Annotated in this window: 10 protein-coding genes; 6 read left to right on the top strand and 4 right to left on the bottom strand. The window is 70.1% G+C overall.

Annotated elements, in window-relative coordinates:
- Positions 1 to 7 precede the first annotated feature (7 nt).
- Together ACLQ27_RS16715 and ACLQ27_RS16720 are read right to left on the bottom strand one after the other, a co-directional pair.
- Entirely contained in the window at positions 8 to 1,057 is a 1,050-nt protein-coding gene (locus tag ACLQ27_RS16715; RefSeq protein ID WP_357494045.1) for an expansin EXLX1 family cellulose-binding protein, read from the bottom strand.
- A gap of 124 nt (positions 1,058 to 1,181) precedes the next feature.
- On the bottom strand, positions 1,182 to 2,000 hold the full coding sequence (locus tag ACLQ27_RS16720) for an MOSC domain-containing protein (RefSeq protein WP_357494043.1): 819 nt from the start codon (positions 1,998 to 2,000) through the stop codon (positions 1,182 to 1,184).
- Between the two features lie 146 nt (positions 2,001 to 2,146).
- On the opposite strand from ACLQ27_RS16720, the gene ACLQ27_RS16725 reads away from it, so the two are divergent.
- Complete coding sequence (locus ACLQ27_RS16725; protein ID WP_357494041.1) at positions 2,147 to 3,226, top strand: LCP family protein; 1,080 nt, start codon at positions 2,147 to 2,149, stop codon at positions 3,224 to 3,226.
- A gap of 72 nt (positions 3,227 to 3,298) precedes the next feature.
- Here the strand turns inward: ACLQ27_RS16725 and ACLQ27_RS16730 are convergent, their stop codons facing one another.
- Together ACLQ27_RS16730 and ACLQ27_RS16735 are read right to left on the bottom strand one after the other, a co-directional pair.
- Positions 3,299 to 4,753 carry a sugar transferase gene (locus ACLQ27_RS16730; RefSeq protein ID WP_234581560.1) on the bottom strand — a complete coding sequence of 485 codons (1,455 nt, stop codon included), beginning with the start codon at positions 4,751 to 4,753 and terminating at the stop codon, positions 3,299 to 3,301.
- Positions 4,754 to 4,950: 197 nt separating this feature from the next.
- Positions 4,951 to 6,120 carry an endo-1,4-beta-xylanase gene (locus tag ACLQ27_RS16735; RefSeq protein ID WP_357494039.1) on the bottom strand — a complete coding sequence of 390 codons (1,170 nt, stop codon included), beginning with the start codon at positions 6,118 to 6,120 and terminating at the stop codon, positions 4,951 to 4,953.
- Between the two features lie 204 nt (positions 6,121 to 6,324).
- Between ACLQ27_RS16735 and ACLQ27_RS16740 the strand changes: the two genes are divergently transcribed.
- From ACLQ27_RS16740 to ACLQ27_RS16760, 5 genes are read left to right on the top strand one after another with little or no spacing between them, the layout of a single operon-like run.
- Positions 6,325 to 7,920, top strand: coding sequence for a lipopolysaccharide biosynthesis protein (locus ACLQ27_RS16740; protein ID WP_425867518.1), 1,596 nt, complete (start codon positions 6,325 to 6,327; stop codon positions 7,918 to 7,920).
- A gap of 32 nt (positions 7,921 to 7,952) precedes the next feature.
- Positions 7,953 to 8,984 carry a glycosyltransferase gene (locus ACLQ27_RS16745; RefSeq protein ID WP_357573187.1) on the top strand — a complete coding sequence of 344 codons (1,032 nt, stop codon included), beginning with the start codon at positions 7,953 to 7,955 and terminating at the stop codon, positions 8,982 to 8,984.
- Positions 8,981 to 9,928 (top strand): NAD-dependent epimerase/dehydratase family protein, encoded by a 948-nt coding sequence (locus tag ACLQ27_RS16750; RefSeq protein ID WP_357494033.1) that lies wholly within the window; start codon positions 8,981 to 8,983, stop codon positions 9,926 to 9,928. Before ACLQ27_RS16745 ends, ACLQ27_RS16750 begins: the two co-directional genes overlap by 4 nt.
- On the top strand, positions 9,921 to 10,961 hold the full coding sequence (locus tag ACLQ27_RS16755) for a GDP-mannose 4,6-dehydratase (RefSeq protein ID WP_357494031.1): 1,041 nt from the start codon (positions 9,921 to 9,923) through the stop codon (positions 10,959 to 10,961). The genes ACLQ27_RS16750 and ACLQ27_RS16755 overlap by 8 nt, the downstream gene beginning before the upstream one ends.
- A complete protein-coding gene (locus ACLQ27_RS16760) occupies positions 10,958 to 11,668 on the top strand; it encodes a nucleotidyltransferase family protein (protein ID WP_357494029.1) in 711 nt (236 codons plus the stop codon). Before ACLQ27_RS16755 ends, ACLQ27_RS16760 begins: the two co-directional genes overlap by 4 nt.
- Positions 11,669 to 11,709: the final 41 nt, after the last annotated feature.

Below are 11,709 nucleotides of genomic sequence, written 5' to 3' on the forward strand. Positions count from 1 at the left end.
AGGCCGGTCAGCCGCACCAGCGGGCGGTTGCCCCGGCCGGGCGGGTGGAGGGCCGGTCGACGACCGGGGTGGCCGGGGCGTTCGCCTTCGCCACCTCGGCCGGTGGGCGTGCCGCTGTCGGCGTACCGCCGGGTCGGCCGGTCGGTGGGCGGGCCGTCGCGGACGGTCGCGAGGTCCTGGCCACGACGCCGCGCTCGTACATCCGCACCACAGTGGACTGCACCTGACCGGGCGCCATCCGGATGCCGGACACGGTGACCCGGTGTCCGTACACGTCGCTGACCCGCACGCTGTACGGGCCGGGGCCCGCGCCGGAGGCCAGCAGCCAGTAGTTGTAGTCCTGCCGGGCGGTTGCCCGCCACGGGCCGTCGGCGCCTTGGCGCACCTCGACGGAGCGCAGCGGATTGCCGTGGTTGCCGACGCGGACGGCGAACCAGAACTGCGACGCGCCCTCCTTGATCCGGAAGCTCAGCGGGCCGGGCAGGGGCGGGTTGACCACCGCGCGGTAGGTGACCTGGACGAGGCCCTGCACCGGGTCGGCGATCCGGGCGAACGCTTCGCGGGACAGGTCGAGGTGCCCCGGCTCGCACTCCGGACACTGGTCCATGATCAGGACGCGCACGGTGCCCTTCGGGCCGGTGACGTCGAGGAAACCGCCGCAGGCGGCACCTGCGGCGTACTCGCTGGGGCCGAGCGCGACGTAGAGCCGGTTGGCTGGCGCCGCCGGGTTCGAGCAGTTGCCGCCGGTGCCCTTCGAGTCGTAGAAGGTCGCCTTGCCGCTGTGGGTGGCGGTGCCGGTGGGTGGCGCGGCGGCGAGCGTCCGGCCGGCCGCGCAGGCCGGGGCGGAGCCGGAGCGCAGGGCCAGGGTGAGCCCGAGCACCGCCGCGAGCACGACGACGCCGGTGGCGACCAGCCAGGGCACCGGGCCGGACGGGGACGCCGCCAGGTCGTCCGGAGCAGGGTCCAGGTCGAGTTCGATGTCGACGTCTCGGACGTCCACACCTCGGACGTCGGCGCCTCTGCTGTCGACGCCGCCGGGAGCGCTTCCGTCGGTCACGTCGGCGATGCTGCCGGACCGGCGCGGGAGCGGACAAGCCGGCTAAGCCAAAGCTAAGACAGCATCGACGCACGGTGACGGGTGCGCTCCCGCAGCGGATCCACGAACCGGAACTGCCGCCGCGTCAGGCTTCGACGACGACCGGGTCGCCGATGCGCACCTCACCACTGTCGACGGGGACCACGTTCAGTCCGAAGAGGAGCTTCTGGCCGACGTTTCGGTAGCGGCCGAGTGTGCGCAGCGGTTCCTTCGCGCGTACCCCGGTCTCCTGGTCGGTCGTGGTGACCACGCAGCGGTCGCACGGCCCGGCGGCGCGCAGCCGCAGGTCACCGATGCGCAGCGACCGGCCGGCCCAGCCGTCCTCGGCCCAGGCCGGGGCACCGTCGACGACCAGGTTGGGCCGGAACCGGGTCATCGGCACCGGCTCCTCTCCCGCGTCGGCGAGCCAGCCGTTGAGGGCGTCGAGGGAGGCGGCGTTGGTCAGCAGCAGCGGGTAGGCGTCGGCGAAGCTGACCTGGTCGCCGGTGTCGTGTTCGCGCGTGCCGGCGGCCACGTGCCGGGCCGGGTTGGCCAACCAGACCAGCCGGACGGGCCGGCCGAGCAGCTCGCCGAGCCAGGCGTCGGCCGCCGCGCCCGCGGGCAGCGCCTCGACCCGGATCGTCCGGCTGCGGAAGGTGCGTACCGCCACGGGGTCGCCGCCGGCCGGCTCCGGCACGTCGAGGTCGGGCCGCCCGTCCGCGCGCAGCACCAGGCCGCCCGGGCGCACCATGGCGCGTAGGCCGACCAGCAGCGTGGTCTCCCGCTGGGTGACGCCGACGCCGTCGGCGTCCACCACCATCCAGCGTCGGTCGCCGGCCAGGCCCCACGGCTGCACGAACGCGCCATCGTGGTCGAGGCGGTGACAACCCTTGACGGGGTACGTGTGGATCGAGGTCAGCCGCACCCGGCCACCATGCCATGCCGATGCCGTCGCCGGGGTACCGGTGGTCGACGTCGCACCGGCGGCGGGCGAGGAACCGTCCACATGACAGCATCCGCCGGCTGTACGAGGGTACGCGGCGCGCAACGGCCTTCAGTAGCATCGCGCCCATGCCACATCGTGAACAGACCTCGGAGCCCGGGACGGAACCGAGCACCGGTGCCGCCGGGTCCTTGGAGCCCGCCGAGGGATCAACGCCGGGCGGTCCGCGGCCGCGTCGCCGGTGGCGGCGGATCCTCCTGATCAGCCTGCTGGTGCTGGTGGTGCTCGGTGCCGGTGGTGCGGTGGCCGGCGGGCTCTACCTCCGGTCGGTCGAGTCGGACATCGAACGGGTCGACGCCTTCGACGGGGTGCCGGAGGAGTCCCGCCCCCAGCCGGCCGTCACCGGGGCCACGAACATCATGATCCTGGGCAGCGATTCCCGTGACCCGGAGCGGACGAGCGGGTCGCGCACCGACACGATCATCCTGGCCCACCTGCCCAAGGACCGGTCGAGCGCGCAACTGATCTCGATTCCCCGGGACACCTGGGTGCCGGTGCCCAAGTCGAAGGACGGCAACCACGGCGGGCGGGACGCGAAGGTCAACGCGGCCTACGCCTGGGGTGGGATTCCGCTCATGGTGCAGACCGTGGAGTCGTTCACCGGGGTCCGGGTGGACCATGTGGCCGTGATCGACTTCGCCGGTTTCAAGGAGATCATCGACGCGCTGGGCGGCATCGAGATCGACTCCGAGAAGAGCTTCACCTCGATCCACGAGCCGTTCCGCACGTTCAAGCAGGGTGTGCAGCGGATGGACGGGGAGACCGCCCTGGACTACTCACGTCAGCGCAAGCAGTTCGCCGACGGCGACTTCGCCCGGATCCGTCACCAGCAGCAGGTGATCCGCGCGATCATCGACAAGGCGTCGTCCGGTGGCATCATCACCAACCCCGTCAAGCTCAACGACTTCCTCAAGGCCACCTCGAACTCCGTCTCGGTGGACCGGGACCTGTCCCTGTTGGACATGGCCACGCAGCTGCGCGGGGTCCGGGGCGGCAACATGACGTTCCTGACCAGCCCCACCAAGGGCACCGGTCAGGTCGGTTCGGAGAGCGTCGTGTTCGCCGACAAGCCGCGGGTGAAGACGTTCTACGACGCGGTCCGGCGGGACTCGGTGGGCGAGATCGTCAGCCTCGGCAGCAAGAAGTAGGACTGGTCTGGACGACGGGCGGTGGCCGCGAGGCCGCCGCCCGTCGCCGTAGGGGCAGGTGCCAGCGACGGATCAGTACGCGCCCCTGCGCGCCAGCACGACGCTGACGGTCTTCCAGAGGATGGCCAGGTCGTACAGCAGCGACCAGTTGTCCACGTAGTGCAGGTCCAGCCGGACCGCGTCGTCCCAGGTCAGGTCGGAGCGACCGGAGATCTGCCAGAGGCCGGTGATGCCCGGTCGCACCAGCAGCCGCCGTCGTACGTCACCGCGGTAGTCGTCGTCCTCGGTGGGCAGCGGGCGCGGGCCCACCAGCGACATCTGCCCCCGCAGCACATTGATCAGCTGGGGCAGCTCGTCCAGTGAGAGCGCCCGCAGGTGCCGGCCGATCGGGGTGACCCGAGGATCATCCTTGATCTTGAAGAGCAGCCCGTCGCTCTCGTTCCGGTCGCGCAGGGCCGCCAGCCGCTCCTCGGCGTCGATGTACATGGTCCGGAACTTCCAGACCTTGAACGCCCGGCCCTCGTGGCCGATGCGAGTCTGGCGGAACATCACCGGCCCCGGACCGCTGGCCTTGATGGCCACCGCGATGGCGATCAGCACCGGGCTCAGGACGACAAGTCCCACCAGCGCGGTGACCCGGTCGAGCACGTTCTTGGCCAGCAGCGACAGGCCCGAGATCGTCGGCTCGTCCACGTTGAGCAGTGGCAGACCCTCGATCGGCCGGACGTGGATGCGGGGACCGGTGACGTCGGTGACCTGCGGAACCACTACGAGGTTGAGGCCGGTGCCCTCCAACTGCCAGGCCAGCTTGCGCAGCTCGTACGACTCCAGGCTGGCGGGGCCGCAGACCGCTATCGTGTCCGCGCCGATCTGCTGGACCAACGGAACCAGGTCCCAGCCCACGTACACCGGCACCGGGGCCGTCACCCGCGCGCCCGGGCTCGGGTGACGGGGCAGGTGGATCGCGATCGGATGCAGCCCGGCACCGTAGTTGCGGGTCACCACCTCGTGCAGGGCGAGCGCGTCGGAGAGCCGACCGACCAGCAGCACCTTCTGTGCCGCCCGCCCGGTACGCCGGACCCGGCGCAGCACCACCCGGGCGGCGAACCGCGCCACCAGCGTGTACACCAGCAGGCAGATGATGATGGCGGCGACCGTCGCCCGGGACAGGTCCTTCTTGAAACCGAGCGCCAGGAAGGACACCATGGCGGCCATCGCGAGGTTGGCCCGCGCCACCCTCTTCAGCTCCTCGGTGCCCAGCCCGAGCGCCCGCCTGTCGTACGCGCCGGCCGCGACGAGCATGACCAGCCACCCCACCGGCACCCCGACGTTCGCCACCAGCGTGAACGAACTGATGTTGCCCAGGACCCGCTGGTCCCAGAAGCCGGCATCGGCCTCGTCGAGCAGGGCGACCACGGTCCGGCTGGCGGCCAGGGCGGCGAGCACGTCGAGCAGCACCAGCCAGGCCACGTACCGTCGACGCCAGTTGGCCCGCGGCGCCGGACGCGCGAACACGGTCCGGGCCATGCCGTTGGAGGGGGGTGTGATCACCCCCAGGTCGGGGTCGAACCTTGGCGCCTGCTGTGGCGTGACAGGCGTGAGGAACTGAGCGTGCGCGGACACGACCTTCCTTTCCCAATTTCCCCGACGGAGGATCGCGACGAGCACCCTATGCGGCGGTAAGGTGTCCTGACTAGTGGCGTTCGGGTGCGTTTCGCGCCAGATCAGCTCGGCTGTGCCGACTTGCGGGAGCGCAGTTCCTGCGCGAGGGCGTCGTGCGCCGGCTTCGGTTCGACCTTCGTGTCGAAGACGCAGGCGGCGCCGTACCCGGGATAGTGCGAACCAATCCAGCTACTGGCGTCCGTGAAGCCCCACAACGTGATCGACTCGCACGTGGACACGGCAAGACACGCCCTCAGCATGTGTTGGTAAAGCAGAGCCTGATCGAGCAGCTTCTCAGTGGACACCGGCAACTGGATCCGCACGTCCAGCTCGGTGATGGCCACGGAGACGCCCAGGGCGGCGAAGCGGCGCAGGTTGCCCGTCGGGTCGTTCGGCGCGGACCCCACCCGGAGATGGCTCTGGAAGCCGACGCCGTTCACCGGTGCGCCACCCGCACGCAACTCTCTGACCAACCGCAGCAGCCCATTAGCCTTGCGGGTGCGGCCCTCGGTGCCATAGTCGTTGATGAACAGTCGGGCATCCGGGTCGGCTTCGTGCGCCCAGCGGAACGCGTCGGCGATGTAACCGGGGCCCAGCTTGCGAAGCCACAGCGAGTTCCTCAGGGACCCGTCCTCGGCGAGCACCTCGTTCACGACGTCCCAGGCCCAGATCTTGCCCCGGTACCGGCCTACCACGGTGCTGATGTGCTCCTTGAGCACCGCCCGCAGCTGCTCGGGCGACCACTCCTCGGACACCCAGGCCGGGACACTGCTGTGCCACAAGAGCGTGTGACCGTACACGGCCTGCCCGTTGGCCTGGGCGAAGTCGACCAACTGGTCGCTGATCGTCCAGTCGTACACGTCCGGTGATGGTTCGAGGTTGCCCCACTTCATCGCGTTCTCCGAGGTCACAGCGTTGAACTGGCTCGTGAGCGTCGCGCGGTACCGGGGGTCGACGGCCAACAGGCGCCCGTCGACGGCCGATCCGATCCGGACGTTGTCCGGCATCAGGTCGCGCAACGCCGGGAAGCCCGGCGTAGGGGACGCCTCCCAGGAGGGCATGGCTGCCGACTCGGCTTGCCCCACGCCACGACCCCAGCCCACGTATGCTGCGCAGGCAACGAGGACCAGCACTACAACTGACAGCACGGGAACGCGCGCCCTCGCCGGCCAGCCCTGGTCAGGCGGGGTGGTGGTGCCGGTTGCGGCACCGGTGCGGACCTCTTCGGCCATTACCATCCCCCGACAGACAGACGTAGCGACGCCAGCATGACGAGGTCCAACTGGTGCGCCTGACAGATCCTACGGCCCTCGGTACACCGGGTCCGCCCTACTGTCGGCGGAACTCCTCAGCGCTGACGTTACGGCGCTGGCCGACCGGAGCCAGCGCTCGACCTCGGTCGCGTCGCGACCCATAGAGACATCGGCGGTCCGACAGTGCCATACGGCAACCCCTCCGACGGCAGCGCGGCCCGGCTGCGGGACCCCGGGCTCCCACCGCTCGGCCGGACCCCTGGCGACGCCACCACGACCGGCGCCACCATGGCGTCCTTGGCGACACCCCCGGTCCTCGGTGGCTCTGCCATCATCCGGACCGGGGCGCTCTCGATGCTCGCCCTGGTTGCGGTGGGCGCGACCCGGCTCGTGCACGGCTCGCTCACCAGCCACGCCACCGACCGCGCAACCTACGGACTGGTCGGCATCATGCTTGCCGCGAGCATGGTCGCCAGCCTGCTGCTGCCGGGCGGTGTTTCCAGCGGGCTGTCCAAGTTCGTCGCCTTTCATCGCGGCGCAGGCGACCTGCCCGGGGCTTGGGCGGTCCACCGATTCCTCTCCCGACTCGGCCTGATGGCCTGCCTGGTGCTCGGCGCGGCGACCGGGCTGGTGATCCAGCGGATATACAACCTGGGCGTGCTGGACACACTGACGCTCGCGGTGCTGACGGCCACCTACTCGCTCTACACGGTGGACAAGGCGGCCATGTACGGGCACGGACTCGTCCCGCAGTACGCCCGCATCGAGCTGGCCACCTCCGCACTGGCCGTGGTGAGCACCGTCGTGGTCATCGCGACCGGCGAGACCGCCTATCTTTTGCCGCTCTGCCTGGGGTACGGCATCTTCGTCGGACTGTGCCGGCATCGGTTGCGCGCCCAGCGTCGACGCGAGGGTGCGCCGGAGGGCGGACGCTTCGACCGGCGGCAGGTCGTCATGTTCGCCGTCCTGGGCAGCATCGGCACTCTGGCCAGCGCCGGATTCCTCCAGGCGACGCAGCTTCTCGCCGGACACTTCGCCGACCCGTCCGAGGTGGCCTACCTGGTCGCGGCCGTCGCGCTGATCGCGCCGCTGTGGTTCCTGCCCCGCGCCCTTGCGCTGGCGTTGTTCCCCGCTATGGCCGGGGCGCAGGGAGCGGGTGACACCACCGCGGTACGCCGGCAGGTGGACGCGTCCACCCGGGCCCTGGCGGTGACGATGGCCCCGGTCTTCGTGGTCGGCCTGCTGGCTACCCCGCTCGTGCTGGGAGTCTTCGGCGGTGACGAATACACCGCAGGCGCCCCCGTGCTGCGGATCATGCTGTGCGCCGCCTTCCTGGGCACCCTCCAGGTGCCGTCAGTGAACGCTTTGGCCAGCGGACCGCTGACGCAGGCCCGGGTTCCGGTGATCTCCGCTGTGGTGGGCTGCCTGGTCGGGCTGGGTGTGGCGGTCTCCACGGCCGGATCGATGGGTGCCACGGGAGTCGGCATCGGCTACCTGGTGGGCACGGCCATCACCGCGACCATCCCAGTCGTCACGGTCTGGAGGCTGCACCGACTAGCCTGGGCGGCGACTCTGGCACGCAGCATCGGTGTGGTCACGCTTGCCGCGTTGGTGGCCCGCCTGGACGTCCTGCAGACCTGGTCGTGGACCGCCGCCGCCGTGACCCTCGCCGGGCTCGCGGTGACCGTGCTGGTGCTGAACGGGGACTTCCGCAAGCTCCTCGGCCTCGTCCGGGCCCACCGCGGATCCGGGTACCCGTCAGCCGAAACTCCTGCCTGAGACAACCCGTGCGGACCACGAGAGAGAACAACGTGAACGAGACTCACAAGCAGTTGTCCCCGTCCCCCGCCAAGATACGTAGCCTGCGGATCCTGGCGGTGACCAATCTGTGGCCGGAGCAGGGCAGCTACCGGGGAATCTTCGTGCAGCGGCAGGTGTCTGCGCTGCGGGCGTTGGGCCATCACGTCGACGTCGAGGTGGTCGCGCAGTCCCGCGGCAAACGGGACTATCTCACTGCGGCGCCGCGGATTCGTCGGCGTGCGAGAACGGGCGGCTACGACATCGTCCACGTGCACTACGGAATGACGGCTCCCGCCGCCCGGCTCGCCGGTCACCCCGCGCGGGTGCTCTCTCTCTACGGCAGTGACGTCAACGCGCCACGCCAGCGGCTCGTCACGAAGTTCGGCTGGGGTGGCACTCGGGCTCGGATCTACGTGTCCCGCCGGCTCGCCGAGACGGCCGGCGATCCCGCCGGTCACGTGGTGGCGAACGGGGTCGACTTCCAGCTTTTCCGACCGGGTGACCGGCTCGCCGCCCGGCGCGCGCTGGGCATCTCACCCACCGCCAGGGTGATGCTCTTCGGCGCCGACCCAGGCCGGCCCGTGAAGGGGTACGACGTCTTCCGTGACGCGCTGGCCGAACTGCGACGTGCGGATCCCTCCGTGCAGGAGCTGATCCTGTCCGCGCCGGGCCAGCCCGAGGCGGAGTTGGTCCGTAAGTACGACGCGGCCGACGTCCTTCTGTTCACCTCACGGCCCGGCAGCGAGGGCTCCCCCACGGTGGTCAAGGAGGCCACGGCGATGGGCCTGCCGGTCGTCTCCGTTGACGTCGGAGATGTCGTCGAGGTGCTGGCCGACGTCCGACCGGGAGCGGTCGTGCCCTTCCCGGCAGGCCCGGTGACCGGTCCTGCTCGCGACCATCTGGTGACCGAGCTGGCCAACCAGGTGCGCCAGGTGTTGGACCACGGGGCACGGGCTGATGGGCGGGAACGCAGCAGCTGGCTGGACGAGCGCCTCGTCGCGCAGCGGATCGCCGAGATCTACCGGTCGGTGCTCGACTCGTGAGCACCGCGCTCGTCACCGGTTCCTGCGGTTGGGTCGGTACCCACCTGCGCCGCCTACTCGTCGCTGATGGCCAGCGGGTCGTCGGGCTGGGTCGCCAGCCGCGGCCGGCGGGGCCGGGCGAGACCTACCACCAAGTGGACCTGCGCGACCCGAGGAAGGTGCAGGCGGCACTTCAGGCGGTGCGGCCCGACGTCGTGTTCCACCTGGCCGCCACCCTCCCCCAGCGCGGCGCCGACGGGGCCGACGTGGTGGCCGATGCCGTGCAGACCACCTACAACCTCTGCCAGGAACTGCGACGCGTCGACACCCGGTCGGGCGCCCCGGTACGTCTCGTCCTCGCCGGGTCCTCCGCACAGTACGGGGCCGTGCCGCCGGAGCTGAATCCGGTGACCGAGCAGACGTTGCCCCGCCCCGTTGGCGCATACGGCCACGCCAAGGCTGCCGCCGAGTCCCTGGCCCTCGCGCTCGGCGCTGACGGGCGGATAGCGGTGCTCGCTGCCCGCTCCTTCAACCATGTCGGTCCCGGCGAGGACAGCTTCACCGTGACCGGTGCGCTCGCTCGAAGGGTGGTCGAGGTGGCAGCCGGTCGCGCCGAGCGGGTCCGGGTCTCCGACCTAGACGCGGTGCGTGACTTTACGGACGTCCGGGATGTCGCGCGGGCCTACGTCGAGTTGGCGGAGCTGGGAACACCGGGCGGAATCTACAATGTCTGCTCGGGTTCCGGTGTCACGGTGCGACGGGTCCTGGAGATTCTGCTGGACGTGGCCGGGCTGGACTGGTCGGTCGTCGACGTGACCGCCGGGCAGAGCGACATCCGTTGTCAGGTGGGCTCCGCGGACAGGCTCGCGGTCGAGACCCACTGGAAGATTGAGACGCCGTTGCGGGAGAGCCTTCGTGACCTACTGACAGAACTGGCCACCCGGCCGGAGTCGGCCGATGACTGACAAGGAGAGGCACGGGATGACCGCGTTGTCGACCGATCGGGCTTGGACGGGGCGCCGTGTCCTGGTCACCGGTGCCGGCGGGTTCATCGGCTCCCACCTGACCGAGAGGTTGGTCCGGGCCGGCGCAGACGTACGCGCCATGGTCCGGTACACCGGCAGGTCGGATCTCGGCATGCTCGGTGACGTCGATCCGGAGGTACGCGGGTCGATGGAGGTGGTGCACTCCGACATCACCGATCCCTTCGCGGTCCGTCGCGCGATCGCCGGCTGCGACACGGTCTTCCACCTGGCCGCGCTGATTGCGATTCCCTACAGCTACGTCGCCCCGGCGTCGTACCTGGCGACCAACGTCGGCGGCACGTTGAACGTGCTGGAGGCGGCACGGGATCTCGGGGTACGGCGGCTGGTGCACACATCCACCTCCGAGACGTATGGAACGGCTCGTTACACACCGATCGACGAGGAGCACCCCCTCCAGCCCCAGTCGCCGTACTCGGCGTCGAAGATCGGCGCCGACGCGGTGGCAGAGTCGTTCCACCGGTCGTTCGGTCTGCCAGTGGCCGTAATCCGCCCGTTCAACACGTATGGCCCCCGCCAGAGCGCACGCGCGGTGATTCCCACCGTGGCCGCGCAGGTCGTGGCTGGTCGAGAGAAGATCGCCCTGGGCGATCTGAGGCCGGTGCGAGATCTGACATTCGTCACCGACACTGCGGACGGCTTCCTGGCCGTGGCGGGTGCGGACGACTGCGTGGGACGGGTCACCAACATCGGCAACGGCCGGGGTATCACGATCGGTGATCTCGCCCGCCTCATCGCGGAGGTGGCCGGGCGGCCGAACGTCGACATCGTCGAGGACAGCCAGCGGCTCCGACCTGCCCAGAGCGAGGTGTTCGAGCTGATCGCCGGCATCGACCGGGTGCGGGAACGCTGCGGCTGGGAACCCACGGTGTCGCTGCGTGACGGTCTCGCCCAAGTCGTCGACTATGTACGCACGCACCTGGACCGATTCGACGTGGACCGGTACGCGGTATGAGGGCGATCATTCTCGCTGGTGGGCGCGGCACCCGGTTGCGTCCCTTCACCACCAGCTTCCCCAAGCCCCTGATGCCGGTCGGCGACATCCCGATCCTGGAGATTCTGCTCCGCCAGCTCAAGGCACACGGCGTCACGGACGTGACGCTGCTGACCGGTCACCTGGCCTACCTGCTTGAGGGGTACTTCGAGGACGGCAGCAAGCTCGGCCTGCGTATCGACTACCTCCGTGAGGAGCGGCCACTGGGCACGGCAGGGCCGCTGCGCCAGCTCGCGGGGTCCCTGCTCGACGATTTTCTCGTGATGAACGGCGACCTGCTCACCGACCTGAACTTCGACGCCCTGATGGCGCATCACCGCGGCAGCGGCGCCCCCGTGACGGTCAGCGTGTACACCCGGTCAGAGAAGATCGAGCTGGGCATCCTGAAGATCGACGAGTCTGGTGACGTGGTCGGCTACGACGAGAAGCCGACGCTGAACCTGGACGTCTCCATGGGTGCCTACGCGATGTCACCGAAGGCGCTCGAACAGATTCCCGTGGGCGCGTACGACATGCCGCAACTCGTTCTCGACCTGCTGGCCAGGACCGGCCGGGTCGCCAGCTGGCGGCATGACGGGTTCTGGCTGGACATCGGCCGGTTGGACGACTACAACCTGGCGAACAAGATGTTCACCGAGAACCCCGCGGTGTTTCTGCCTCCCAGCTGACGTTGCCGAGTCAGCCCGGCCACCGCAGGGGCGGCCGGGCT

The sequence above is a fragment of the Micromonospora sp. DT63 genome, from assembly GCF_049841615.1.
GTDB lineage: Bacteria > Actinomycetota > Actinomycetes > Mycobacteriales > Micromonosporaceae > Micromonospora.